Below are 25,641 nucleotides of genomic sequence, written 5' to 3' on the forward strand. Positions count from 1 at the left end.
GCCGCAATCGCCGACGTCAGAACACCCCCGGCCTCCCGAATGCCGTACAGCTTAAGACAACGGCAGCGCAGGTGAGTGCACGTTGCGCCAGGGCGCAAACGGATTGGCCGATCCGGCCAATGCCGGAGCCAACTGCGGATGATGCCGCAGCAAGACCGAGGTCAACGTATTCTCGCGAATCCAATCCATGCCCGCAGGCGTATAGACCTCCGGCCGATAGTCCTTTGTAAAGAACCGGTCGCTCTTCAGCCGCCGCGAGGCCATCAGAATAAAGATGCGAAACGCCGTATCGCTGAACCCGAATCCCGCCGGCGGCTGCTCCGCAAACAACCCGACCTGCGTATCCACCAGTTCGATGTCGCCCCCGTAGAGAGCGGCCATCTCATCCGCCCACTCGGCATTGAGCGCCTTGAACGAGGTGACCGGCTTCATCCGCAACATACGGCGAAAATCGTTATACCGCGGCACCCCCCGCTCGCGGTCGCGCAGGATATCCAGCGCGGCGAGATCGAGAAACTCCGCCTGTCCCTGCAGCGGCTTGATCCGCTTGTAGTGCTGCAGGCCCCGCGGGAAGTTGCCCAGCGTAATCGCGCCGGGATGCATCAGCCCGAACGAATAGAGCGCATGATCCATCCCGATTTCGGGGTGGAGTATGACCGGCCGCGTGCCATTGCCCTGCACCTCGGCGAAGTCTCTGTAAATGGCCATGGAGGGATCGGTCAGCGAGGAGAATCGATACTCATCCGGAATCAAAGGATGCAGCCGATAGACGGACGTAAACTCTTCCGTCAGAGAGTAGGACGCGCCGTGGTGATCGGTGGGCGTTCCCGGTATCCCCCAGATTGCTTCGTTCTCCCCGACCGGCTCCAGCATGTGATGCAACCGTTCACCGATCCCGCCCCACCAGTTACCGTTCATGGCGATTTGCATGGAGGGACGGGCCAGAATGCCCGGGGTCCATTCGACGGTGTGAATCTTGGCAATCAGCGCCGCATTGATGAGCCTGGCCTTTTGAAACAACTGCTCATCGGTCCAGTCCGGATAGTCCCGCTGCAAGCGGGCCGCGATCGCGTTATGCTCGCGTGTAAACAGGGTGTGGAGCAGACTCAATCCCACCCAGTAGTTGTCGTTCATGCCCGTCAAATCCACGCCCGGCAAGAGCGGGTCGGTTTCCTGCGGGAGGACATGATGTTCTCCCGCGACCTCCATCCGCATCAGCCCGTCCCGGTGCAGGCGGAGCGCGTCGCATCGTTTCTTCGAGCTGCCATACAACTGCGACGCATCCCACCAGTGGGTCTCGAGATTCCGGAAGGTCGGCGGGCCGGCCATGCAGCCGCCGGGCCTGGTGCCATCCGGACGCGTTTTCCGGACCTTCATCGGATTGCGTCGGTCTTCGGCGTTCGGCCATACATCGTCCGGGCGAAGGGGAACGTCGTGAAACTCCTCCTCACTTACCTCGTGCCGGATCCAGTCATGCACCTGAAATTGAATCCACGCCGCCGCCAGCAGGTTCAGACTCGTGGCGGGGGTAAATTGCCGGCGCGTCATCAGCCTCAGGCTCACCTCGCGCGGGTTTGGCGTCATCAAGCGACGGGTGTCAGGCCATCCCCGATCGAGCGGAAGATTCCGCCCGAATCGCGCCCCGGCACGCCCCATCGCAGGATCCGCGAGATCATTGTGGGTGCCGTCTTCCCGACGAGCCGTCAAATCGCGCTCGTGGAAAGGGCACGCGGGCGGCTCAGCCACAGTCGGCAGGGTCCTTGTGTCATGAAGATTCCAGCGACGCAGGTCGTGGCGAAGCATCGGCAGATTCAGCACTTGAGGACTCAACGCAGCCAGCAAATGAATCCGGCTCTTGATGAACGGAAGCTTGTGCCAGGGCCACACACGATTGATCAGACGGAAGATCCAGGGCAGCACTGTGGAGGATTGTTGCGCACGTATCATCCTGCGCCCGCCTTTCTTTCGTCTGACTCCAGCCCCCTAAAATGCGACAGGCTTGCCGGATCATTGACCCGGCAAGCCTGTCGACCGACTGCCCCTTGACTGACATTCATTCAATCGCCGTCTTGTCCCCACAGCGCCCCCACAAGACCTGTTCCACTCCGTCTCAAACTATGAACACTGAGACAGCCTCACGGACAGCATCAAGCCGGGTTATGATGAAAGGGTCGGCACGGTATATGCCCCCATGTGCTGAAAAACATACAGACCATTTCCCATTTGAGTATTCATGTCGGCCGAACGTTGCACAACCCGTGAGTCTGGATCAGTATCCGGTCTGATACTGAGAACCTATCAGGACAGAGATACAAACGTCAGCAGACAAGAGGCCCCGGGCCGTTTACTGTTTCACCCGCCGCTTCAGCCGCTTCTCGACACTGGCCACTTTGCTGACCAGCCTTCCGGACTGCCCTTTGCGATAGTCGACCTTGATACTGCACGAAATGCGGCCGCAGTCTTTTCTCATCCTTTCGTAACACTTCTTGACGACCTCGAACACCTCATCCCATTCCCCTTCAAGCACAGTTCCCATGGGATTGAGCCGATACTCCACGCCGCTCTTATCGATAATGTCGAGCGACCGGGAGACATACTTGCCCACACTCTCGCCCTTCCCCAACGGAGACATGCTGAATTCCAGTAAGACCATGTTGCGGGACCTCTCTTTCGTCATACGTTTGCCATCGGCCATCAGCTCTGGGACTCCGCACGTTTCACGTCTTGGCCGGCTGCCGCCGTCTTGGCCCGTTCTTCCTGCCAGACCTTCGGATATTGCACCTTGCCCAACAGGCGGAACCCGTCGAGCGCTTCACGGAGCAACGTCCGGCGCTTCTCCGCATCCGGTTCGTTGGCCTTGGCCTGCTCACGGAGTTGCCCCAACCACTCGACAAAGGCGGCGAACTCACCATCGAGAATCCGCTCCAAATCCTCTTTCATAAAGCCCGACAAGGCGGGCGCGACGCCGCTCGTGCTGATCGCCACCCGGGCGTGCCCGGACGCCACCACCGCCGGCATCGTGACACTGGAGGCCTCGGGCAGGTCCACCGACCAGAGGAGGAACCCTTTCTCACGGGCCTTCCCGAGCAGCATCTTCGCAAACTCCCGGTCCCCTCGAATCATATTGAGGACCAGGATAGTCTGCTCCAAATCCGTTTCGCGGAAATGCCGCCCGCGATGGATCACCTTCGCCGAAGCCGCCAGTTGCTTAAGTTTTTCATGCAAGGTCGGGCTGATGACCGTCACCTTCGCACCGGACTCCAGCAGCCGTTGAGATTTCTCAGCCGCCTCCTCGTCGCCGCCGATGACGACGACCGGCCAGCCTTTGACATCGAGCACCAGGGGAAAACCAGGATTCGGGGCCATAACCTATTCCTCCATCACGCACGTCGTATGAGCCGTCCGCTGTTAAGCCGCCGGGAAAGGGATCCAACCCCCCATCTGTCCCACGGCTCAGTAATTCCCATATATCGTTGAACCGGTACGCGACACGAGCAGAATGCCGGCGGTGTGTGTCAGCATCCTGCAAGGGCCGTATCATACAATAGGCCTTTCGGAACCGTAAACCGTGCCCTCCCTTTTTCTTTTCCACCCATCTATAATGGGCTCTTTCTTTTTGGCGTGGAGGATCAATGGCCGGCATGTCAGGAAAAGCAGTGGGAATGGCAGGAGGCATCATCGGCTTGGCGGCCATGGCGGCATGGCTGGGCCTGGCGCACAGTTGCGATCCGCCCGCGGGGGAAGGCGTCATCGCCGGGCGAGTCACCATCGCCCCGAACCTCGCCGATCAGGTCAAGCCGACAGACGTGCTCTTCGTCATCGTCAAGCGGCCGCAAGGCCCTCCCAGACCCATTGCGGCCAAGCGCATCGAACACCCGACCTTTCCGGTCTCGTTCGAAATTACCAACGCCGATGTGATGGTGGAGGGATCGGAACTGCGCGGGATGGTCGACGTCATTGCGCGATTGGATCGGGACGGCCAGGCAGGACCGGCGCAGCCCGGCGACATCGAAGGGCGCTACGCCAAGAACCCCACCCTGTCGGGGGGACGCGATCTGGAAATCGTTCTGGATTCTGTGCACTAGAAACGCAACATGAAAAGCGGGATGATCAAGCAGGTTTCCAGCAAGGCCGCAGCGAGTGAAGGGCCGAGGCGTACCCTTGGGCTACGTTGAGGGTCTGAACGATGCGAGAACGCCGCTGGAAGCCTGGTTCAACATCCCGCTACGTTTCGGCGGGATCGGCGTCAAGCTCCATATTCCAATAGAGATAGTCGCGCCAGCTTTCAGGCGTATTGCGGATCCCGATCGTGATCGTGATGACCGGACTCCAGCGGGGCTTCACCGGCTTCTTCTTCAACTTCATCCCGGCTTCCTCAGGCGTGCGCCCGCTCTTGCGGTTGTTGCAGCGCCAGCAGGCCGTGATGATGTTCTCCCAGGTCTTTTTCCCGCCCTTCGCGATCGGCACCACGTGGTCGAAAGTCAGCTCTTCCGTTCTGAACTTGCGGTTGCAATACTGGCAGGTGTAGCCGTCGCGCGTGAAAATATTGATACGGGAAAATTTCACCGCCCGGTGGCTGTCTTTCAGCCGGACCAGCTTGAGCAAACGCATGACTGCGGGAAGTTTGATTGAGAGGGTAATGCCGTGAATTTCACGGTCGTAGACTTCGAGGACTTCGACTTTACCCTGCCACAGAAGGGCAATCGCTTTTTGCCAATGCACAACCCGCAGGGGTTCGTACGTCGAGTTGAGCAGGAGAGTCATTTCCATGCAGCAACCTCATTCCCAACCGGGCTCCTCTGCCGAACAGGCATCGAGAGGGCTAGGGGCATATTTCATTTCTGTATGCCATAAGCCCCAGGTGAAATCAAGCAACCCCTTACCCCGCGCCATCTAGACGAGAGCGCTGTTTTTTGGGAAACTGCGCCGCATGAGTGAATTCGTGACCGTCGCACAACTGGCCGACATCCCTCCTGGAACCGGACGCACCGTGGACGTGAAGGGCATTTGGATCGCGCTCTACAATGTCGACGGAACGCTCTATGCCGTCGATAACACCTGCCCGCATGCAGGCGGGCCGCTCGGCGAAGGCAAGATGCGAGAGGGCATCGTGGAATGCCCCTGGCATGGCTGGAAGTTCGATGTGCGGAACGGTCAACGCGTCAACAATCCCAACTTCACGGTGGCCTGCTGCGAAGTGCGCGTCGAGGACGGCCAGATTCAGATCAAGCTCCCGGAAGACCTGGTGGCATAGGCGGCGCGCCTGGCAACGGAGGCGCAGGCGTCTGCGGGCGCTCGGAATCCGGCTCTTTGGGCGTCACGCCATCAGCAGGCAAGGAGGCCGCATTGACCTTCTTCACCCCCAGATGCGCGTGCCAGATGAATTCCCGCTCGAACCATTGCCCGCTCACACTCTGATCCCGCAGCTGGACACGGATCTCGTACAGATCTCCCTCCACCTGCTTGACCCGCCACTCCCCGAGCCGGACCCCTTCACCCCGTTCCTTCTTCGCGCGCACATGTTCATTCATCGCTTGAAGAATCGTCGGAAATCCCAATGCCCGATGGGTCTGCACGAGCGCCAGCGCTTCGGCTGCCCGCTTGTCCGCCATGGGATTCAGAGAGGGCGGCTTCATCCAGACATAGGCCAGGCCCCCAAAAACCAACACGGCCACAACGGCATAGTGCAGAGTCCTGACGAGAGAGGATGACCGCGGTTGGTCGGAGACGGCGCGAGATGAATCGGTACTCATGACCCCCCAAATAATTCCACAGACATTAGGCGAGTAGACCGCTGAACGGCACCTCGGCATCTTAGGAACCCCTCCGGGAGGTTGTCAATGGACGGCTAGGAATTTGCTCACAGGCCGCTCAAACGATCGTCCGTTTCCACCCGCCCAACCCCGGCGCGCCAAGACGCGCCGCTCCACGGGCAAGGCCGGAGATCCGGGCCCCTCGTTTTACCGTTCACGCTTCACAGGTCCTGCTGACGACCTGTTTCAACCGGCCGTGTGAGCCGCTTGTCTGACCAAAAGCGGGTGTGTTACAAGTACCGCACACCTTGAAGCAAAACCATCGACACACCATGAGCACATTGCATGAAATTCTTCCTGTACGCCGATAACCTGAATCCCACCCAACTCAAGCGGCGAGCCCCGGAACATAAGTTCCTGTATCTGGCGACCCTGGCGGACCATACCATCAAGTTCTGCCGCTGGTCGTCGCAATGGCGCTGCGGCCTCGCCAGCATCGCGCCCTCGCCCGGCGAGAAAGTGTGGGGCGGCGTGTTCGAGCTGACCGACGAAGACCTGAAGATCATGGATCAATTTGAGGACGACGTGCCGCAGGGTGCGTACCGGCACCTCCAGATTACCGTCGTGAACGAGGCCGGAGACAAGGAACTCGTCACGACCTATGCCGCCAACCCGATCGGCAAATTCAAACCCAAAGACCATTACCTCGACTGGGTCCTCAAAGGGCTCAAACAGTGGAAACTGCCGGAGGAAGCCATCGAACAATGGCAAGCCTATCGGCCGAAATGAAGCAGGGAAGCAATCAGCCATCACCCGAACTTCCCACACCCGACACTGAGAGCTGACAGCTCGTCCTATAACGAAGGAGCCGACATGCCGAAACCGACGCACCATATCCTCGTCTGCACCAACTCCCGTCCGCCGGGCCACCCGAAGCCGTCCTGCGGCAGCGCCGGCGCCGCCCAGTTGCTCATGGCATTCAACATGGGCCTGATGCAGCGCGGGGTCATGCCCGGCCAGGTCCTCGTCAGCGCGACCGGCTGTCTGGGCCCCTGCGAGCAGGGACCGACCGTCGTCGTGTATCCGGACGCCACCTGGTACTCCAAGGTGACCGAAGCCGACGTTGCCACGATCCTTGACGAACACATCAAGGGCGGAAAGCCTGCGGAAAAGCTGAACCCCGACGCCGTCTGGAAGTAAGCCTCCCCGATTGAATCATGGCCAGCGTGACGCCTCATGAACACAAACACCATGCACCCAGATCCATCGGGTGCATGGTCATTACCTGCAGCGACACCCGCACGCCGGAAACGGATACCAGCGGCCAGCTCATTCAGAAGCTGCTCAAGGGAAACGGCCACACCATCGCCGCCTACCATCTCGTGAAAGACGAGCCGGCCCAGATCAAGGAACGGATCGCGGAAGGGATTGCCAACGACGCGGTGCAGGCCATCATCATCAACGGCGGCACCGGCATCTCGCGGCGGGATTCAACCTTTGAAGCAGTCGATGCGATGTTGGAAAAACGGCTGGATGGATTCGGCGAAGTGTTTCGCTATCTGACCTATCTGGACATCGGCTCACCGGCCATCATGAGCCGCGCCACCGCCGGCATCATCAAGGGCCGTGTCCTCTTCTCGACGCCCGGCTCTGAAAACGCCGTCCGCCTGGCGATGGAACGACTGATACTTCCGGAACTCGGACATCTGGTCAAAGAACTGACCAAGTAACGACAGTGCTGAGTACTAAGTCCTGAGTGCTGAGTTAAGGCAGAGAGATTTCTGAGAACTCGCTCAGAACTCAGCACCCGACCCCCAGCACCTCCCTCAGTCCTGCCCGATCTTCGGCTCCGAATACTCCTGCTCCAGCCGAATCTGCGACTGCGCATACTTCCGGTACGACATCATGACATCCCGTACCGACACCACGCCCACGATGGCCCCGCCCTTCGTCACGGCGAGATGGCGCACACCCAGATCGCCCATCATTTCCTGAGCGTCGTCCACCGGCTGACTCCCCTCGATCGTGCACAAAGGAGCCGTCATGACCTTATCGACCGTGAGCTTGCCGAGCGGCTTGCTGGTGGCCACGGCCCGGCGGACGATGTCGGTATCCGTCACGATCCCGACCAACTGCTTCCCCTTCTTCACCAGCAGCGATCCGACGCGCGCCGTGCGCATCGTCTTGGCCGCACTGACGATCGAGGTTTTCGGCCCGATGGCCTTGGGACGCTTCGTCATGATCTGCGCAACTGTGGACATGGTTCACTCCTTTCGTCGCGAACGTGATCTTCGGGAAGGACGCCGGGCACGCTCAGTTACTTTTAACGTAGATTATCACATCTGGACAGGAACGCTCAAAACGCTTGGCCAGCGAGGCCGCAGGCAAGGCAAAACCGGAGACATGCCCTTCTCATCACCCGCCCCTGGCTATAACAGCAGCTCATTCCCGGTAGAGCACGTTGAGGAGTGTAATGAACGGAGAACGAAGGTGCGGGACGGCGCATCTCGGCGCGCCGTCGTTGGCACTGAGAAAGGGACTGTTTTCAGCGTTCCTTATACTGTCAACACGATCTTGCCGAAAAACTTCCGGCTCAGCATCTGCTCCTGAGCGGCTCTGGCCTCCTTGAGCGGATAGGTCCGGTCGATCACCGAGATCAATCGCCCCTGGCCCATGAGTTCCGCCGCCTTTACGAGTTCCGCCCGCGTGCCCATATAGGAGCCTTTGATCGTCAGCTGGCGGGAATAGACGTAGCGGAGATCCAGTTTGACCTCGGCGCCGGTCGTCGCGCCGCAGGTAATCAACCGTCCTCCCTTCGCGAGAGACGCCAGACAACTCTCCCAGACCTCGGGACCGATGTGCTCGATCACCACATCGGCGCCGCGCCCTTCGGTCAGCAGCTTCACCCGGTCCGCCACCTTTTCCTTGGAATGATTGAGCACCGCATCGGCTCCCAGGATGACGGCTTTGGGAATCTTGTCGTCGGACCCGACCGTCGTGATGACCCGCGATCCGGCCAGCTTCGCCATCTGCACCGCCATCATCCCGACGCCGCTCCCAGCGCCCATGATCAACACCGTTTCCCCGTGCTGAAGGCCAGCCAGGGCAAAGAGCATATGGGACGCGGTGACGGACACGAGCGGAAAAGCCGCCGCCTGTTCGAACGTCAGGTTTCCAGGAATCGGCAGCACGTTGCGGAAGGGCACCCTCACATACTCCGCATAGCCGCCGTGCGTCATCGCCCCGATCAGGCCGTAGGTGCGGCACATATTGTCACGCCCCGCCAGGCATTGCTCGCACTTCCAGCAACTGATCCCCGGCGAGACAAACACCTTTTGTCCGACCGTGACGCTCTCAACCTGCGCCCCCGCTTGTTCCACGATCCCGGCAATGTCCGACCCGGACACATGCGGCAGCGGCATCGGATAGGCCGGATTGCCCTGCCGGACCCAGATATCGAGGTGATTCAGCGCACAAGCCTTGACCTGCACCAGCACATCATCCAGCCCGATCGACGGAACAGGCAAATCTTCGTACGACAGCTTGTCCGGCCCACCATGCGCACGAAAGAGTACAGCTTTCATCTCGTTCCCTCTCCACCTGACAAGAGGACTTTTGAAGTGGCGGAAGGCCCCAACATGGTCGCCCGGCCGCCCGCAGCAGAAGACCAGAATTACAGGATGATCAAAACGTCATATCGCAAGGCCGCAGGGAGCACGGCGACTGAGGCGTACCCTCTGGGGTACGTCGCAAGGAGACGTACGACTGAGAACGCAGTGAGATGGCGTTTTCATCATCCTGCTAGAATTTTAAGGTTCCTTCCATCACCATCACACACTCCCCCCCGACTTTGACCGTCTGGATGATGTCGTCGTCCGAATCCACCTGGACGAAAATGCGCGAAGGCCGGTCAATGGCATAGCCCTGCTCGACAATGATCTCTGTCGTCGGAGCCACATCCACCACGCCGTTCTGCACCAGATAAGCCCCAAGGGCTCCGCTCGCGCTGCCGGTGGCGGGATCTTCGAGAATCCCGATGGCCGGGGCAAACATGCGCGCGTGGACCGTCGAGGACGGCTCCACCGTGACTGTCGTATACACCATGATCCCGTTCGCCCCGAATCGCCGGCACACATCCGTGATCGCCGAGGCATCGGGACGGATCGACCGCACCGCCGTCAGCGTCCGCACCGGCACAATCATCACCGGCAGCCCGGTGGACACCACTTCGATCGGCCACTTCGTGTCGGCGATCACATGTTTGGCGAGCCCCAGCGCGCTGGCGACCTTGTAGAGGTCTTCCGTTTCCTCCACCGGCCCCAAAAACTCCGGCCTCGGCTGCGTCATCACCACCCGTTCCACCTGCCCCTCATCCGCATGGAGCTCGACCGGAAACAGCCCGATGTTGCATTCCTGCATGACGCGGATCACGGCGCCCTTGACCGGGATGATCCCCAACTCGGCGAGCACATAGAACGTGCCCAGCACCGGATGGCCGGCGAAGGGAATCTCCTGCGTCGGGGTAAAGATGCGGAGCCGCGCCACCGCGGCTTTGTCCGTCGGGGGAAACACGAAGACGGTCTCGGAAAGATTCATCTCACGGGCGATCTGCTGCAACTGGTCATCGGACAGTCCTTCGGCCTCGGGGAAGACAGCCACGGGATTGCCGCCGAAGGGTTCGGCGGTAAAGACGTCGGCTTGATAGAACTTCAGCGAGCGGCGATCAGGCATGGGGCCTCCGGGAGCGTGAAGCGTCGTTCGTCACTCGTCGTTCGCGAGATACGCTTCACGAGATACGCACGACGGAGAGGCGCTTACGCGGGGCGCGGGAGCGCCTCATACGCTTGCACCATCGGATTGCGGACATAGTTCTCGACATAATTTTGCAGCGAGCCGTTGCGATAGAGCTGCTCGTTGGCAAAGCGCGTATCGACCTTGTGTAGCACCTTTACTTTGACACCGGTCTTCTGCGTGAACTGCTCCAGCGTCACGCCGGTAATGTCGGTGAAAGGCCCGCGCCCCGACTGCATGATGCACTTCGGAATGTGCACGACCTTCTCCGTGGTCAGGCGCCGCACGATGTCGTCGAACGTCAGCAGCACCGTGCAATCGGAGTCCCCGCTGAGCATCGCGTTCGGCACATAGAGAAACCTGGCCTTGTTCTTCCGGTACGTCGAGAGAATCTTGTACACGCTCCAGGCAGTGACAATCGTATCCTTTTTCTCTAATTCAAGCGAATCGAAGAGGCTGACGATCCGCTTCCGGCTCAGAAACGCGGTGATATAGGCTTCCGTGTGGATGGTCTGGAGATTCGGCAAGGCCGCGTCGTAGATCCGCAGCGCCTCGTCCGCCAGATGTTTCCTGCCCTGGCGCATAAGGCTGGCCGTCTCTTCCTTGAGCCCCCGCACCGGCGTGAGCGTCCCCATCCAGAGCACGCACTTCTGATTGATCTTGGAAATGGCGATGGCGTCCTTCGACATCGTATGGGCATCAAAGGAGTAGAAATTCGCCGAGGACACGGCCGGCCCGTCGAGCACCTTCATCACATGCTTCACCGAAGGCGCGTGCGGCATGAGCCGCTGGCGATAGTCGCTGAGCGTGATGACCGAGAGTTCAAAGTTGATCCGCCCCGGATACTGCGCGACGAGTTGGTGGATTTTCGGCACATGCACGAAGCCGACGGTGAAGAACTGGATGCTCTTGTCCGTGTACTTCAGAAAGTCCTCGACCCACTCCATCGCCTTCGGGTGCAGAAAGAGGTCGGTCCATTCCATGTACTCGTTGCCGCCCAGACACCAGAACTGCTTCGGGTCGGTCGGCTTCTTGCTGATGTAGTCGAGGATGTACTTCCAGTCTTCGTCGCTGGTCTTGGGCGGATCGAGCGTTTCGCGGTAAGAATGGTCCAGCTCGTAGCAGAACTCGCACTTCACCGGGCAATCGCGCCCGAGACTGAGCGGAATCTTCCCCGCGTCCATCTCACGGCGCAGCACCTCGCGATAATCTTTCCTCGTGAAGATCGGAGCGGCCTGGAGCATTGGGATCGGCGTTGGCATTGTTTGACAGGCTTAGCGATGCTTTGTCACAGTACGGTTATGACTGACGATGTCATCCACAAAGAAGTGGCCCACGCACTGGAAATCCTGGGGCTCACGCTCCCCGTGACCTCCGACGACCTGGAACGGGCCAGGCGCGTGCAGCTGTACAACTGGAACCCCGCCCGCTACTCGAATCTGACCAACAACCCCAAAGCCTACATGCAGGCCTACAAGAAGGCCGAAGAGATGACCAAGGTCGTCGAAGCGTCCTACGCCCTGCTCTCAGCGCTACTCGTCCCGGACGAATCAGACGACAAATCACAGAATCCCCCCGGCTGAGCAAAACGTCATAGAACAAGGCCGCAGGAAGCATGGCAACTGAGGCGTACCCTCAGGGGTACGTCGCAAGGAGACATGCGACCGAGAACGAAGTTATATGGCGTTTTCATCAGCCGTTACCCACGTCGTGGCTCGTCACCCGGCTCATCCCCTCATCTCCGTCCGAATGCGCCACCGGCCAGGTCACCAGCCCTGACACGCCTTCCGGCGAGCCAACCATCGCAGTTTGTCGCGCGTAGATCTGGGGCAGCTTGTTCGTCCCGAACTTGGAGATATAGAGAAACACATGCTCGCGGGAATTCACCCGCACCGCCCAAGGCTGAAAGTCGTTCTTGTAGAATTCTTCGCAGAGCTGCATGGCGTCGAGACAAGACAGCGTGCTCGGCTCATTCAGCGTGTAGTAGTAATCCAGCGGCAGGTCGTACTCCTCCTGCTTGTGGATTGTGATGCCGAACTTCTCCGGATTGCGCACCATCGGCGTATGCCGGTAGGCCACGAAGTAGAAGAGTTCGACGGAGTGGATTACCGGCTGGTTGTCGATCACGAACTGGCGCGTCTCCAGCGCCTCCTCCCGCGTTTCACCGGGGAAGCCGTAGAAGGCCATCACGTGGTTCCAGATCCCCGCCTTGGCCGCCTGGTGGAGATTGTTCTGGATCACGCTCTTCTTCGCGTGCTTGTCCATGAGATTCAGCACGCGCTCGTTCGCCGACTCCATGCCGTAGTAGAGGGTGCAACAGCCGGCCTTGGCAGCCAGATCCCAGATGGCCTGGTCTTGTAAGGTCTCTTCAAAGCGGATCAGCGTCGTCCACTTGATCCCGACATTCTGATCCACCAGTAGCTGAGACACTTTCTTGAACAGCGCGGGCGGATAGGACTCGTCGGAGAAGAGGAAGTGTTTGCACTGGTACTTGTCCCGCAGCGCCGTCACCTGCTCGACGACATGCTGCGCCGTCATGCCCCGGTATTGATCGAAGTAACCCTGCCCGTGGTCGCAAAACGTACAGCGGCCCCAGTAGCAGCCGCGCGTGGCGAGATAGGGAATAATCCGCTCCGGCACAAAGTAATGGTCCAGCGGCAGACCTTCGAAATCCGGCAGCGGCAGCGCCGCCGTCTTCTCCGTATAGACTTCCTTGCTCTGCTTCACCCCGTCGGCATGGCGATACATGAGATTGGGCACCGACTCCATCGCCCGCTGGCCGTTCAGCGCCTCGATGTACCAGAGCAGCGCATGCTCGCCTTCGTAGAGGATCGCCGCGTCGAACACCTCGGTGAAGAACCGCTCGTGATGCGGCAGCTCTTCCTGCAATCGCGTGATGACGTTGCCCCCGACCACCACCTTGATGTGCGGGAACGTCTCCTTGATCATCTTGCAGAAGGTCAGCCCCGCCAGCAGCTGCATCTGCGTGCCGATAGAGACGCCGACCACATCCGGCTTCTCCTTGCTCACCGACGGCAGCACGAGCTGGTTGCAGATGTCGCGATAGACGTTCACCTGCTCGTCGTCGAGACAGGCGAAGACTTCTTTCGAAACTCCCGGACGGTAGCCCAGGTTGCTTTCCATCGGATAGAACACGAGCGAGGCCGGATAGTAGGCGGCGGAAATGTACTGCATCACCTCACGGAAGCAATTCAGCGCGCCTTCCAGCTTCTCGGCTTCGTAGAAGCGCTCGCCCCGCACGATCCGCTTGGAGTCCTCGGCCCGCTCCGCCAGGTCGAACACATCCACCGCGTAGGCCTGCTCGACGACGGCTTTCTGGTCCGCTTCACGCTCATTGAGCGTCCCGGCCTTTTCCTTGTCTTGCAGCGGCTTGAGCTGCATGCCCAATCGGCCCTTTACCCAGATCAGAAACTCCGTGGTGAAGAAGTGGTCGTACATCTCGATGTTGATATCGCGCTGCACGACTGTATGGCCGGCCTCACGGAGGACAGCTGTCAGCGAGGGCAGCGCCAGATAGGGCGCCGTCGGCACCCACTCGGGCGGGAACAGCAGCATCACCTTGCTCTTCTTCCGCTCGACGTTAGCCAGTGGAGCAAGACCGTCTATTTGAACCAAATTACTCATGCTCAGCTTTCGTGAAGCGTCGTTCGTGAAGCGTATCTCGCGAGATGCGAACAACGAGCGACGAGCGACGATTCATCACATCTTCCCCGCGAGCGTCGGCGTTACACCAGCCGTTTTCATTGACTGATATTGCAGATCCCGCAACTTCTCCAACCCGAACTTCGCGATATACAGAAAGATATATTCCCGGATGTAGAGCCGCAGGTCCCAGCCGGAGTAATGGTTCCGCTCGAATTGTTCGAACACCCGCTCGGCCTCTTCGATGCTCATCCCGTCCTTCACCGTGTAGTAGTAGTCGAGCGCCAGGTCCCACTCGGGGTTCTTGTAGGCCGTCACGCCCCACTTCTCCGGATGCTTCGCCACCGGGTTATGCCGGCCCAGGTCGAAGGTGCCGAAGCCCAGCGAATGCACATAGTCCTTGTTCTGCTCCAGGAACTCCACCGACGACCAGGCCTCTTCTTTCGTCTCGCCGGGAAAGCCGAAGAAGCCCATGCAGTGGTTCCAGATGCCGGCCTCCGCCGTGCGCTTGAGATGCTCGGTCATGATGGCGGTCGTCGTGGCCTTGTCCATCAGCTTCAGCACCCGCTCGTTCCCCGACTCGTAGCCGAAGTGGAGATACTTGCAACCCGACTCCTTCGCATCCTGCCAGACTTGATCCTCAAGCAGGCTCTTCTCGAACCGCATATGCGTCGTCCAGACGATATCCATCTTCGTGTCGATCAAGCCACGCGCCAGCTTGCGGAACAGGGCCGGCGGGTATGACTCATCGGTGAAGTGGAAATGCTTGGCCCCGTACTTGTCGCGCAGATGTTTGATTTCGACCAGAATGTCCTGAATCTTCTTGCTCCGGTATCCGGCGGTATAGCCCTCGCCATGGTCGCAAAACTCGCAGCGGCCCCAGTAGCAGCCGCGCGTCGCCAGATAGGGCAGGATCTTCGTCGGGACGAAATACTTCTCCAGCGGCAGACCGTCGAAATCCGGCGGCGGCAGCGCATGCATGTCTTCGGCGTAGCTGGTCGCCGACGTATGCACGCCGGTGGCGTCCTTGTAGATCGTGTTCGGTACGTCGGCCAGGCTCCGCTTCGCCCCCACCGCCGAGACGAGTTGGACAAAGGCCGTCTCTCCTTCATAGACCACGGCGCTGTCGAAGTATTGGAACAACGGCGACTGCGGCAGCACATCGCGCAATCGCGTCACCGTATTGCCGCCGATTGTCACGTGGATATGGGGGAAGTGCTGCTTGATGAGGGCACAGAAGGTCATGGAGGAGAACATCTGCTGCTGCAAGACGATCGAGATGCCGATCACATCCGGCTGGGCCTGCTCGATCGCCGGCTTCACCAGATGGTCGAACACATCGCGGTAGATATTCACCTGCTCGTCGTTCACCGCCTCCATCACTTCGGAGGAAACGAAGACCTTGTAGGACAGATCCGTCTCCATCGGCGGCATGCAGATCCGCGCCGGAGCATAGACCATCGAGATCACCGACGTGACCTCACGGAAGACTTGAATAGCCCACTCTAACTGATCGATTTCGTAGAAGACTTCGCCTCTGATAATCGCTTTCGCCTTCTCCGCTTTCTTGATCAGCTCATCGATCTTCTGGCGTGTCACGTCGCAGAGCGCGAGCTGCAAATCCATCTCGGCTTCGCTCAGTTCCCGCTTCTTCGAGGCCTTGCGGAGCCGGTCGAGCTGCTGCGGCACCCGGCGCAGGACTTTCTTCAAAAAGTCCTCGCTGAAGTACCAGTCCCACATCTCAAGATTGATGTCTTTTTGGATGACGGTATGGCCGGCCTGGCGGAGGACGGCTGTGAGGGAGGGAAGACTCAGATAGGGTTCAGAAGGAAACCAATCGGGCGGGAAGATCAGCATGACCTTCATCTTCCGGCCGCTGGAAGCTTCGAAACTCTGACGATTGAGGAGAATCAGTTCTTTGGAAGCCCGCTCGCCCTTCGTATACTCAATGCGCATGAAGGAGGCTCCTCGTCTATCGCACCGGCATTCATAAATCGAAAGAATGCCAAGGGGTTAGCTATAGGAGGACACATTGTAAGGGGGCGAGAGAAGGATATTCAAGGGCGGGACTGAAATGGTCTGTGCACTGAAGAAGGGCCGGTATCGCTGTAAAGGCATGCTTGACAGTCACGCCTGACACGAGCAGGATGGTAGACGTGATCGAGAGTTTCAAGCATAAGGGGCTTGCAAGATTCTTTGAGGACGATGACCGGCGAAAATTACCGGCATCACAGATCGACAAGATCGCCCGCATCCTGGCGCGGCTAAATGAAGCGATGACCGTGCAAGACATGGGGCTGCCAGGCTATCGGCTCCACCCCTTAAAGGGAGAACTGGCAGGCTTCTGGTCCGTGACTGTATCCGGTAACTGGCGGATCATTTTCCGATTCGAGAACGGCAGTGCCTACGATGTGGATCTTGTGGACTATCACTAAAGGAGGCCGACGATGCGCATGAAGAACCCTCCCCATCCAGGTTTGGCCGTGCGACATGACTGCCTCGAACCGTTGGGACTTTCTATTGCGGAAGGGGCCAAGGCACTGGGTGTCACCCGGCAGGCCATGAACAATCTGGTCAGCGGCAAGGCTGGGATTTCCGCCGAAATGGCGTTCCGACTGGAAAAGGCATTTGGGGGTGGCGCTGAAACCTGGCTGCGGATGCAGGCCGCCTATGACCTGGCGCAAGTGGAAAAGCACGCTGGAAAGATCAAAGTCCAACGCGTCAAAGCCGCATTGGCATCGGCCTGACCCCGATCGGATCAGGAATTCACGCCGCGTCATGCATGGACAACGATGGCTGGGCACGAGAAATGTGTGATTGCAAGACTTGACCCTTATTTCATGTTGCTGAACCGTGAAGGAATGAACAGGTGTTGCAGCAGACGCCACGCCCTCCGGCCCCAATTCCCGACGCGGACGCTATCTTAATAGCTAATTAATGGAATAGCCTTGGCACTTCTTAGGACTTTGGTTACAAACGTTTTATCCTCGTCTAGACAATTTCATCACGGACACACGCTGAGAATCATCACAATTTGCGTCACTGTTACTTGCATAATCGGCCTCATTGCCTGGCCACTCCTAGTAAATAGAACCTACACCAGCAGAGACCTTACAAGTCTTTCGTGCGAGGGCAGGGATAGATTCTTCCTCCCTATCGAGTTCAACGATGTAGGAGGCTTTCTTTATCAGGACCAGCAAACTGAGTTTGAACAAAGGCTGCGGGCTGATAAATCATTGAAGGATGTTTATATATTCCTTCATGGGTGGGACAAGACCGCACATACTGCCGAACGCGACTACCAAGACTTCATCTGCAGGTTCTACATTAGTGGAAAAAGAAGTCAGTCAGGTGCCGTAAAACCACGAGCAGAGATGGATAATGCAATCATGGTTGGCCTCTTCTGGCCTTCCACAATCTTCCCCAGCATCTCAGATCCAGACCTACTTAAGCCATTTTCGTATCCTGTTATCAGGCACCGCGCTGACCATCTTGAACAAGAGGGAATGCAGGCCATCCTTAGAACCATCTACGAGGTAGCCATCACTCGAAAACAGGATGCTCCGATAAGACTGCACCTTATCGGACATAGTTTTGGGGGCAGAATTCTGGTCAAAGCGCTACTGAGAATCGCAGCCACTGGAGAGAGCAAGCAGAAGTTTTTTGAATCTTTTGATGGCATAAACCTCGTACTACTCTTACCAGCTGTTTCGCCTAGGGATGTTACGTCAAACAATGTACTCGTTAGGCAGTTTACAGTAGTCTTAAAAGAGCCCCTATTCTCAACGGGAGGCAACTCAGCTAACGACGAACCGCGTCCCGCTTTAGATCTCTCCTTGCCCGGCCTTCAAATATACGTAGTCCACTCAAGCAATGACTGGGCAAATCGATTCTTATTCCCTCTAGGAGCGTTGTACGGAGCTGATCCGGCAGTTTGTTCAATTGGCGCTTGCGGATTGCCATTTGCCCCGCGCGTAGAAGTTGATGAAGGCGGAGCACTTCCAAATGAGGCTACAATCGAGAACACGCGTTACTTAAATGTGTGGAACATCGATGCCTCTAAGATTCTCTCTTCCCACACTGACATTTACAAAGGACGTGTCGCAAACTTGCTATGGCAATTAGTCAGTAAGCATGATCGATGGAAGGTAACCACAACAAAACCTTCCATCATCGGAGGGCCAAGACAATAAGGAGAGAAAAGCGGTGTCAGGAACCATTCCCGGCGCCGGACAACTATGGGTCGTCGATGAAAAGGGGTCGGAATGAGAACAAGAAAAGGGGACAGCAACTGTCTTGACTGTCAAGCATGCTGCGTCTCATGGGGCTGCCAAGGAGCCCGGTGTTTCAACATGGCATTGAGGATGACCAGCAATTTTCGCATGCAGGCCACGAGCGCGACTTTCTTGGCCTTGCCGACGGCGCAGAGCCGCTGATAGAAATTCCGAATCACCGGATTGAAGCGGGCCGCCACGATGGCACCCATGTAGAGGGCCATCCGTACCTGGGCGCGCCCACCCCACACCGTCCGTCTCCCGCGCAGGGTTCCACTATCTCGATTCAACGGGGCCACGCCGACGAGGGCGGCGATCTGTTTCGGCGTCAGCGTCCCCAGTTCCGGTAGATTGGCCAGCAGGGTCGTGGTCAGGACCGGCCCGACGCCAGGCACGCTCCGTAACCACTCCTCTTTCGCCCGCCAGACCGGACTGTCCCGAATGGCTTCTGCCAAGTCGGCGTCCGCCTGATGCAAGGCCCGTTCAAGCCAGGTGATATGCGCCCGCAGGTTTTTACGGATCGGCAGACGAGCGCTCGCGAGCCGATTCTTCTCCGCCGTCAGCATCTCGACGAGTTGTCGGCGACGCGTCAAGAGCGTGGCGAGCAGCTGCGTCTGCTCATCCGGCAGGGGCCGTAGCTCCGGCTGGATCACCTCGGCGAAGTGCACCAATACCTGGGCATCCAGGGCATCGGTCTTTGCCAATTTCCCCGTCGCTTTCGCGAAGTCGCGCACCTGCCGTGGGTTGACGACCACCACGGGCATCCCGGCGGCGGCCAATGCCCCAGTCAACGGAAGTTCCAACCCACCGGTGGCTTCCATCACAATCAGCGTGGGAGAGAGGGCTTGCAGACGCGTCAGTACGTGGGCAATGCCCGCCTCAGTATTGGGGGCGGCGAACCTGCCTTCTGGTCGGAGAGCCAGGTCCAACTGCGCTTTGGAAACATCAATCCCGACAAAGACCGATGTGTGCGTCATCATGTCCTCCTTGGTGGCCCAGCCTTGCAGCATGCGGGCTCCGCGGCCCATGCAACTGTTCGGGCTCGTTCAGGAGAAGGGCATGACGACCCTGGCTGTCCCACGGTCTCGATGGACCTCGGCTACGACGGTCTATCATGCCCCAGTTAGTAATGTGCTGTATGATTGCCATCCTGGAGGCAAGATACAAGGCTACTTTTCTAGCGGCTTCCTCAGCCTCCCCCGCTACCGCATCGTCGATTCCAACCCCAACGTCTCAGCTATCGCTGCTTGCCAGTCTTCCCTACCGAATGGCTACCGCCGATTCACACAGGCCCGCAACGTGACCCGTTCATGCTCGAAATGCGGGGATCGATCTATACCGAAGACGGTCGCCCCCTTACCTCAATTCAGAATCTGGTAGGCGTGCCCAGCGACTTGTCCGTGCGGAATCCGAGGCATGGATCAGTAAAGCACGCTAAGCAGATACCAAGGCACAAGAATAAGTAGCCTCTCCCCTTTTCCAGCTCTAGGTCTCGCCGGGCTGATTGGCTTCGATCTGTGTTTGAATTTCTGCCGGGGTGGACGTATACATCTTGATCCAGTATGCGAATCCCCGATGCTGTAGTCGGTACGTACCACGTTCACCCTCTTTAGGGAGGATGATCTTGCGCTCAACCAAGGCATGAATGGCGTTGTCGAGCGTGGTTGTTTTTCCTTTAAATCGCGACCGAATGTCTACTTTTTTCACCCAGCGGTTTTCGCTATCTGCCATGATGTGAAGCACCTGGCGGTAACTGTCCTTCTGTATCTTGTTGTAGAAGTCATCTCGGTAGTAGCGATCGCCTATCTTATCCATCGCTCCCATGGGACCGAATGTCCCCTTACGAACATCTTCTATATCAATGACGAAGTCCGTGTCGGCAGCGAAACCGGAGTAACCGAACTGCTGAATAAAATGCGGATAACCTTCGGCCAGGGTGATGAGGGCGTTGCGCGCAGCATCGTCAATTGAGGTTTGTTCTGAATTTTCTTTGTTCGCCTTATCGAGCGCGCGATCAATAACCGTGCTCACATCTTCACGCGAGAGGGTGTCGAGCGGAAGTTCGTCAAAGAGTCGAAGCGAGGAAGGATGGCCCTCGCGTAATACCTCCCGAAGAGATGGCATGCCGGCCAAACCCACCATGAGACGATTACACCCTTCACGCTGCACTCGCTCTGTCAACAACTTGAGAAAGGCGCCGAGTCGCATGGACTTCGGAGCGTTGTCCGCCTCGTCGATGAGAAGAATTACGCCGTCGTACTTCGCCTTGAACATAGTTTCCGCATCCGCTTCACAAATGCGGGAGGTTGTCAGTGCCAATGAATGAGCAAACTCGTCATGCAACACTTCTGGATCAGTGATCTGTTCGCCCTCGCGTAGGCTCATGCCAAACGCTTCAATCCGCTTGAGGAATTCCCATCCTTGCGAGAGGAAGGAGCGCGCGCGTTCTGTCTTGGCAAGCTCCCGGTTGAATCCGAGCTCGACTCGGCGAATCAGTCCAACATCAGTGCTCGACGAATCAAGGTCGAGCTCTACGACTAGGAAATTGACGGTGTCCCCGCTTCCGGTAGGTATGTGACCCTGGGCGACCCACTTGAAGTATTGGAGCAGAGACGTTTTTCCAATACCACGTTCGCCGGTGACCATGAAGTTCTTTGGGTTACCGGCGCGGGTCTGTAGAAGGGCTTCTTCAAGTGCATCAACCTGTGCCAAACGCCCGGCGAACATTCCAGGTGCAATTGGTGCATTCGGACGGAATGGATTGATTCGAGACATGGGAATCCTTCTTAGGTGACTACGAATAATGCCAGCAAGAAAAGCACTGATAGCCTAGAGAAGACAAGGCAGTCAAGGGGTCGAGAAGATAAGGAGTCGCCCATCTCGAAACCTCTGGTCAAGAGGGCAAAACACCTCGTGCCCCCTCACGCGGCTCGTGGGGCAGAGTGCCAGACGACGACCGCTCCCGTCACTGCGCCGTTCGCGTGACTGACTCGCACCCCGGTTGCCGTCGTCAGTCGTGTCGGCTCCATACTGAGCCGCACCAGTCACCCATCAGAATCAAGGCCTCGGAGCGATGACAAGAAAAGGGGTCGGGAGTCTTTTTCTTGACAGCTCACCGCCCGATTCGGTAAAAGCCCGCCATGCCACGTCGCCCACGCCTCGCCGCCGGAGACCTCGCCTATCACGTCCTGAATCGTCGTGTTGGACGACTCCCCCTCTTCGAGAAGCCTGCTGACTATGCCGCCTTTGAAAAGATTCTCGCCGAAGCCCAGGCCCAGACCAAGATCCGCATTGCCGCCTACTGCTTGATGCCGAATCACTGGCATCTCCTCCTCTGGCCCCGGCATGACGGGGAACTCTCCGATGTGCTGCGGTGGATCACCGTCACCCATACGCAACGCTGGCATGCCCATCACCACACCGCCGGGACCGGCCCGGTGTATCAAGGCCGTTTCAAATCGTTTCCGGTGCAGACCGATGCGCATTTTCTGACCGTCGCACGCTACGTCGAACGCAATGCGCTTCGAGCGAAGCTGGTCACACAGGCAGAAGACTGGCAGTGGTCAAGCCTCTGGCGACGGGCTCAAGGAGACGCCAAGCTGACGGCCTGGCTCAGTGACTGGCCCATCGAGCGCCCACGCGATTGGATGACGCGCGTGAATCGGCCTCAGTCTGCCTCTGAGCTGGAATCGCTCCGGGTGAGCGTCCAACGAGGCCGCCCGTTCGGTGATGAAACCTGGGTGAAACGCATGGCCAAGCGCTTCGATATGGAATCGACGCTTCGGCCACGAGGACGACCGAAAGGATCGTGAGAAAAGACTCCCGACCCCTTTTCTCATCGTGGGGCCTGGGGCGAGGTGTTTGGTGACCGGGTACTCGCGACGGCGATCCTGGATCGGGTGCTCCCCCACGCGATCACGATCAATATCCGCGGCCACTCCTACCGGCTCAAGGAGAAGCTTAAGGCCGGACTTGTGCGCATCGAAGAAGCGTCACCGGCAACGTAACCGAGGTGGGGAATTTTCGATGCCCCGAACTGGGGAGAATTGGGTGCCCCTTGACACCTGCTCCAGCAGCGCCTCCGCCAGTAACTTCTTCAGCCGCGCGTTCTCCTGTTCCAGCGCCTTCAGCCGCTTGGCGTCCGACACCTCCAGGCCACAGAACTTGCGCCGCCAGAGATAGTAGCTCGCGTCTGAGAACCCATGCCGCCGACAGAGCTCCTGCACCGCCACCCCCGCATCCGCCTCCCGCAGGAACCCGATAATCTGTGCCTCTGAAAACCGCTTCTTCATATCCAATCTCCTTTCGGTTAGGGGATTGGACTCTAAATCGTCGCGCTACTCAATATGGGGGTGACGTCGCACTCATGCTAGACCGGTTTCCCCTGGGCAGGTCAGGCATGTTCGCCATGGGATCAAGAGATACACTGGGACGTGTCGCGCTCACATATCGGGTGATATCCACCTTGCCTGGAGGCGGTCATTCGCTCGATTGAGATCTTTAAGCTTTCGATCGGGGTCCAAAATGATGTCCACCCAGTATTCATTGTTTTCAAACAGTTCTTGCGTAGCGCCGTAATCGGTTACGTATCTGCCATTCGGCGGGATGACAACAGAAGCGGGCACGTCGACTGTATCTTGAACTGTCCATAACCCTATGCCCGCTCCTATGATGACCTTGAACGGACCGCTGACGTCTACGTTACCCACATTCATCAACACCGCGGCGAACTTTACCGAACGGTCCTGTGTATTGACGTGGACTTGGAAGGTATTCACAGTCAGGTCCGGACGCCAGCATTTGACGGAGAATGATGCTCGATTTGATACGACTCGTTCGGGAGCGACAACCTCGATTGCTTCCCAACCCGTGTACTGTGGCGGGGCAAGCGTCCATGTTGTGGAAACAGGAAAAACGCCTCCTGGCTTCTTAACCTCGATCAAGCGCTTATTGCGGTCATATGCGCCGTCACTTCGAAGGAAGCGGTACTGAAGAGTGCAGTCAGCAGCCAAGCCGTTTACCTCGATTGTGCCTTCAAACGTGATCAAAGCTGGGACCGGACCCTCATAATTGGTTGGCGTGGCTTGCAACGTCGCCTTCAGTTCCATTATGTAACCTCCTTTATTAATTCTCTCAGTAATCAGAATTAGCTGACTTCGTGTCAGAGCAACGCAAGGATTCGAAAGCTGCTTGAGAGGTGGTCCCGCTTCTTTGGACAAAATCTTTCAGTTCGTAAGTGGCGCCTCGCGGGTGACTGACTATGCGGCCGTGAGCCGTGTCGTCAGGTTGGTGCCGTACACCTGATCAGGCGTCTGGCCGTCAAGCGCCCGATGTGGTCGCTGCTGGTTATAGAACATCAGATACCGCGCCACGCCTTCCCGCGCGACCCCGACGGTCTAATAGGCGTGCAGATAGACCTCTTCATATTTGAGACTCCGCCACAGCCGTTCGACGAAGACATTGTCCCGCCACCGTCCGGTCCCATCCATACTGATCTGAATGCCGCGGGCTTTCAGAAGTCCCGTAAACTCCTGGCTGGTGAACTGGCAACCTTGATCCGTGTTGAAGATCGCCATGCAGCCATACCGGCTGATCGCCTCCTGCACGGCTTCCAGACAGAAGTCTGAGGTCAACGTGTTGGACAGCCGCCACGCCAGCACCCGGCGACCCGCCCAGTCCAGGATGGCACACAGATACACGAAGCCGCGCCGCATGGGAATGTAGGTGATATCGGCGGCCCAGACGTGATTCGGCCGCGCGATCGTCAGTTGGCTTAGCAGATAGGGGTAGATCCGGTGGCCGGGATGCCGTTGGCTGGTCCGTGGCATGCGATAGATTGCCGTGATCCCCATCCGCCGCATCAGGGTGGCCACATGGCGCCGTCCGACGCCATGCCCCTCGCGTCGGAGGAGATCCCGGAGCATCCGGGCTCCGGCGAACGGATACTGCAGATGGAGTTCGTCGATCCGCCGCATCAACGCCAGCGTGGTCTCGGAGACCGGCGTCGGGTGGTAATAGGCGGTCGAGCGGGCCAGCTTCAGCAGCTGGCATTGTCTCGCCACTGGTAATGTGCGCGTGCGATCGATCATCGCTTTGCACTCAGCAAGCCCGCCTTGGTGAGCGCCCCTTCTAAATAATCATTCTCCAAGGTCAGTTAACCGATCTTCGCGTGCAGGATCTTCAGATCCGCCGCCTCCGCTACAGGTTTCGTCCCGCCAAACACGTCTGCCACCCGGGCTAGCAGCTGTTGCTTCCATTCGGTGATCTGGGTGGGATGGACACGGAATTGCTCAGCCATTTCCGCCACAGTGTTATCACCTTTGACCGCCGCCAAGGCCACCTGGGCCTTGAAGGTGGCTCCATGATTCCGTCTCGTTCATTTCATCGCCTCGCTCCTTTCGTCGACCACCCCTCGGTGGGGTGGGTGAAGCCAGGCTACCACTTAGCACACTGTCCGAATTTCCCAATCCCCTCTCGCCTTGTAGGCTTGTATACCGCTTACAGCAATACGTGTTTTACCCCAGTATCAAAGTTAGGTAATGAGGTAAGATTTGCTGATGGCGGCCAAACAAGCGACGACGGGACCCTCACGCGGTGGCGTTTTCATGCCCCCTCGCGGGAGTGAACCGCAGACGAAACATCCGCTTTAACGGGTAGCGGGAAAATGATGGGTGGGGAGTTGGGTGGGAGTGAGGACAAGAAAAGGGGTCGGGAGTCTTTTTCTTGACAGCTCACCGCCCGATGCGGTGAAAGCCTGGGTGACACACATGGCCAAGCGCTTCGGCATGGAATCGACGATTCGGCCACGAGGACGGCCGAAAGGATCACGAGAAAAGACTCCCGCCCCCTTTTTCCTTTCCATCAGCAGCGCATGGGGAATTCCATTTCAAGGAGTAGTAGAAGCAGCCTGAAGCGATTTACGGATCGGTAGTTCCTGCCGGGGGATTTACGACCCGACAGGAACTTGTTGGCCGAAGACATTTATACCCCGGCGATCGGCAGGTGTTCTATCGAGGAATCATTTGGTGAACAAGACTTGCTGTTTGCTCGGGAAATATCAGGTTGTTCTGAACCGACTTCACCTTTTCCGTATTGATGGCAATCTCACCGGCTTTCCGTTTCGCCCCTTCACTTTCGACAACCCCGTCCAGCAGGACGCG

At 58.2% G+C, this 25,641-nt stretch carries 25 protein-coding genes and 3 pseudogenes; 11 read left to right on the forward strand and 17 right to left on the reverse strand.

Annotated elements, in window-relative coordinates; translation table 11 throughout:
• Positions 1 to 51 precede the first annotated feature (51 nt).
• The 3 genes from ACO9S2_RS15805 to ACO9S2_RS15815 all read right to left on the reverse strand — a co-directional run bounded on the left by ACO9S2_RS15805 (position 52) and on the right by ACO9S2_RS15815 (position 3,366).
• Positions 52 to 1,947, reverse strand: coding sequence for a peroxidase family protein (locus ACO9S2_RS15805; protein ID WP_423723355.1), 1,896 nt, complete (start codon positions 1,945 to 1,947; stop codon positions 52 to 54).
• 397 nt (positions 1,948 to 2,344) lie between these two features.
• Positions 2,345 to 2,653 carry an MTH1187 family thiamine-binding protein gene (locus tag ACO9S2_RS15810; protein WP_423723384.1) on the reverse strand — a complete coding sequence of 103 codons (309 nt, stop codon included), beginning with the start codon at positions 2,651 to 2,653 and terminating at the stop codon, positions 2,345 to 2,347.
• A 41-nt stretch (positions 2,654 to 2,694) separates the two neighbouring features.
• Positions 2,695 to 3,366 (reverse strand): precorrin-2 dehydrogenase/sirohydrochlorin ferrochelatase family protein, encoded by a 672-nt coding sequence (locus ACO9S2_RS15815; protein WP_423723356.1) that lies wholly within the window; start codon positions 3,364 to 3,366, stop codon positions 2,695 to 2,697.
• A gap of 275 nt (positions 3,367 to 3,641) precedes the next feature.
• Here ACO9S2_RS15815 and ACO9S2_RS15820 point away from each other — a divergent pair, with 275 nt between their 5' ends.
• Entirely contained in the window at positions 3,642 to 4,085 is a 444-nt protein-coding gene (locus tag ACO9S2_RS15820) for a c-type cytochrome biogenesis protein CcmI/CycH (RefSeq protein ID WP_423723357.1), read from the forward strand.
• A 139-nt stretch (positions 4,086 to 4,224) separates the two neighbouring features.
• Here the strand turns inward: ACO9S2_RS15820 and ACO9S2_RS15825 are convergent, their stop codons facing one another.
• Positions 4,225 to 4,770 (reverse strand): HNH endonuclease, encoded by a 546-nt coding sequence (locus ACO9S2_RS15825; RefSeq protein ID WP_423723358.1) that lies wholly within the window; start codon positions 4,768 to 4,770, stop codon positions 4,225 to 4,227.
• 160 nt (positions 4,771 to 4,930) lie between these two features.
• Between ACO9S2_RS15825 and ACO9S2_RS15830 the strand changes: the two genes are divergently transcribed.
• Entirely contained in the window at positions 4,931 to 5,254 is a 324-nt protein-coding gene (locus tag ACO9S2_RS15830) for a Rieske (2Fe-2S) protein (protein WP_423723359.1), read from the forward strand.
• Here the strand turns inward: ACO9S2_RS15830 and ACO9S2_RS15835 are convergent.
• Positions 5,226 to 5,753 carry a hypothetical protein gene (locus ACO9S2_RS15835; RefSeq protein WP_423723360.1) on the reverse strand — a complete coding sequence of 176 codons (528 nt, stop codon included), beginning with the start codon at positions 5,751 to 5,753 and terminating at the stop codon, positions 5,226 to 5,228. The genes ACO9S2_RS15830 and ACO9S2_RS15835 overlap by 29 nt on opposite strands.
• 345 nt (positions 5,754 to 6,098) lie before the next feature.
• On the opposite strand from ACO9S2_RS15835, the gene ACO9S2_RS15840 reads away from it, so the two are divergent.
• The 3 genes from ACO9S2_RS15840 to ACO9S2_RS15850 all read left to right on the forward strand — a co-directional run bounded on the left by ACO9S2_RS15840 (position 6,099) and on the right by ACO9S2_RS15850 (position 7,483).
• Positions 6,099 to 6,542 carry a gamma-glutamylcyclotransferase family protein gene (locus tag ACO9S2_RS15840; protein ID WP_423723361.1) on the forward strand — a complete coding sequence of 148 codons (444 nt, stop codon included), beginning with the start codon at positions 6,099 to 6,101 and terminating at the stop codon, positions 6,540 to 6,542.
• Between the two features lie 84 nt (positions 6,543 to 6,626).
• A complete protein-coding gene (locus tag ACO9S2_RS15845) occupies positions 6,627 to 6,953 on the forward strand; it encodes a (2Fe-2S) ferredoxin domain-containing protein (RefSeq protein ID WP_423723362.1) in 327 nt (108 codons plus the stop codon).
• A 26-nt stretch (positions 6,954 to 6,979) separates the two neighbouring features.
• A complete protein-coding gene (locus tag ACO9S2_RS15850; RefSeq protein WP_423723385.1) occupies positions 6,980 to 7,483 on the forward strand; it encodes a MogA/MoaB family molybdenum cofactor biosynthesis protein in 504 nt (167 codons plus the stop codon).
• Positions 7,484 to 7,579: 96 nt separating this feature from the next.
• Here the strand turns inward: ACO9S2_RS15850 and ACO9S2_RS15855 are convergent, their stop codons facing one another.
• The 4 genes from ACO9S2_RS15855 to ACO9S2_RS15870 all read right to left on the reverse strand — a co-directional run bounded on the left by ACO9S2_RS15855 (position 7,580) and on the right by ACO9S2_RS15870 (position 11,806).
• Positions 7,580 to 8,014, reverse strand: a complete 435-nt coding sequence (locus tag ACO9S2_RS15855; protein WP_423723364.1) for a cyclic nucleotide-binding/CBS domain-containing protein — start codon at positions 8,012 to 8,014, stop codon at positions 7,580 to 7,582.
• 294 nt (positions 8,015 to 8,308) lie between these two features.
• Positions 8,309 to 9,337 carry a zinc-binding dehydrogenase gene (locus ACO9S2_RS15860; protein WP_423723365.1) on the reverse strand — a complete coding sequence of 343 codons (1,029 nt, stop codon included), beginning with the start codon at positions 9,335 to 9,337 and terminating at the stop codon, positions 8,309 to 8,311.
• Positions 9,338 to 9,554: 217 nt separating this feature from the next.
• Positions 9,555 to 10,484, reverse strand: coding sequence for a PhzF family phenazine biosynthesis protein (locus ACO9S2_RS15865; RefSeq protein WP_423723366.1), 930 nt, complete (start codon positions 10,482 to 10,484; stop codon positions 9,555 to 9,557).
• 83 nt (positions 10,485 to 10,567) lie between these two features.
• On the reverse strand, positions 10,568 to 11,806 hold the full coding sequence (locus ACO9S2_RS15870; protein WP_423723367.1) for a radical SAM protein: 1,239 nt from the start codon (positions 11,804 to 11,806) through the stop codon (positions 10,568 to 10,570).
• Positions 11,807 to 11,845: 39 nt separating this feature from the next.
• Between ACO9S2_RS15870 and ACO9S2_RS15875 the strand changes: the two genes are divergently transcribed.
• Positions 11,846 to 12,127, forward strand: a complete 282-nt coding sequence (locus ACO9S2_RS15875; RefSeq protein WP_423723368.1) for a hypothetical protein — start codon at positions 11,846 to 11,848, stop codon at positions 12,125 to 12,127.
• Positions 12,128 to 12,236: 109 nt separating this feature from the next.
• Here the strand turns inward: ACO9S2_RS15875 and ACO9S2_RS15880 are convergent, their stop codons facing one another.
• Positions 12,237 to 14,189 carry a B12-binding domain-containing radical SAM protein gene (locus ACO9S2_RS15880; RefSeq protein WP_423723369.1) on the reverse strand — a complete coding sequence of 651 codons (1,953 nt, stop codon included), beginning with the start codon at positions 14,187 to 14,189 and terminating at the stop codon, positions 12,237 to 12,239.
• A 75-nt stretch (positions 14,190 to 14,264) separates the two neighbouring features.
• Positions 14,265 to 16,163, reverse strand: coding sequence for a B12-binding domain-containing radical SAM protein (locus tag ACO9S2_RS15885; protein WP_423723370.1), 1,899 nt, complete (start codon positions 16,161 to 16,163; stop codon positions 14,265 to 14,267).
• Positions 16,164 to 16,354: 191 nt separating this feature from the next.
• On the opposite strand from ACO9S2_RS15885, the gene ACO9S2_RS15890 reads away from it, so the two are divergent.
• From ACO9S2_RS15890 to ACO9S2_RS15900, 3 genes are all read left to right on the forward strand, one after another.
• A complete protein-coding gene (locus ACO9S2_RS15890) occupies positions 16,355 to 16,642 on the forward strand; it encodes a type II toxin-antitoxin system RelE/ParE family toxin (RefSeq protein ID WP_423723371.1) in 288 nt (95 codons plus the stop codon).
• A 12-nt stretch (positions 16,643 to 16,654) separates the two neighbouring features.
• Positions 16,655 to 16,954: a HigA family addiction module antitoxin gene (locus ACO9S2_RS15895; RefSeq protein ID WP_423723372.1), complete on the forward strand. Its 300-nt coding sequence runs from the start codon at positions 16,655 to 16,657 to the stop codon at positions 16,952 to 16,954.
• Between the two features lie 201 nt (positions 16,955 to 17,155).
• Positions 17,156 to 18,400 (forward strand): hypothetical protein, encoded by a 1,245-nt coding sequence (locus ACO9S2_RS15900; protein ID WP_423723373.1) that lies wholly within the window; start codon positions 17,156 to 17,158, stop codon positions 18,398 to 18,400.
• A gap of 110 nt (positions 18,401 to 18,510) precedes the next feature.
• Here the strand turns inward: ACO9S2_RS15900 and ACO9S2_RS15905 are convergent, their stop codons facing one another.
• Both ACO9S2_RS15905 and ACO9S2_RS15910 read right to left on the reverse strand, forming a co-directional pair.
• Positions 18,511 to 19,458, reverse strand: a complete 948-nt coding sequence (locus ACO9S2_RS15905; RefSeq protein ID WP_423723386.1) for an IS110 family transposase — start codon at positions 19,456 to 19,458, stop codon at positions 18,511 to 18,513.
• A gap of 508 nt (positions 19,459 to 19,966) precedes the next feature.
• Positions 19,967 to 21,256, reverse strand: a complete 1,290-nt coding sequence (locus ACO9S2_RS15910) for an AAA family ATPase (RefSeq protein WP_423723375.1) — start codon at positions 21,254 to 21,256, stop codon at positions 19,967 to 19,969.
• Positions 21,257 to 21,621: 365 nt separating this feature from the next.
• Between ACO9S2_RS15910 and ACO9S2_RS15915 the strand changes: the two genes are divergently transcribed.
• Positions 21,622 to 22,293, forward strand: coding sequence for a transposase (locus tag ACO9S2_RS15915; protein ID WP_423723377.1), 672 nt, complete (start codon positions 21,622 to 21,624; stop codon positions 22,291 to 22,293).
• A 36-nt stretch (positions 22,294 to 22,329) separates the two neighbouring features.
• Positions 22,330 to 22,488: pseudogene (locus ACO9S2_RS15920) on the forward strand (ATP-binding protein); the annotation flags it as partial.
• 60 nt (positions 22,489 to 22,548) lie between these two features.
• Here the strand turns inward: ACO9S2_RS15920 and ACO9S2_RS15925 are convergent.
• The 4 genes and pseudogenes from ACO9S2_RS15925 to ACO9S2_RS15940 form a co-directional block, all read right to left on the reverse strand.
• A pseudogene (locus ACO9S2_RS15925) lies at positions 22,549 to 22,773 on the reverse strand (transposase); the annotation flags it as partial.
• A gap of 150 nt (positions 22,774 to 22,923) precedes the next feature.
• On the reverse strand, positions 22,924 to 23,589 hold the full coding sequence (locus tag ACO9S2_RS15930; protein ID WP_423723379.1) for a hypothetical protein: 666 nt from the start codon (positions 23,587 to 23,589) through the stop codon (positions 22,924 to 22,926).
• Positions 23,590 to 23,739: 150 nt separating this feature from the next.
• A pseudogene (locus tag ACO9S2_RS15935) lies at positions 23,740 to 24,821 on the reverse strand (IS3 family transposase).
• A gap of 667 nt (positions 24,822 to 25,488) precedes the next feature.
• Positions 25,489 to 25,635 (reverse strand): BON domain-containing protein, encoded by a 147-nt coding sequence (locus tag ACO9S2_RS15940; protein ID WP_423723387.1) that lies wholly within the window; start codon positions 25,633 to 25,635, stop codon positions 25,489 to 25,491.
• Positions 25,636 to 25,641: the final 6 nt, after the last annotated feature.

It is taken from the genome of Nitrospira sp. NS4 (genome assembly GCF_049546785.1).
Classification (GTDB): Bacteria; Nitrospirota; Nitrospiria; order Nitrospirales; family Nitrospiraceae; genus Nitrospira_D.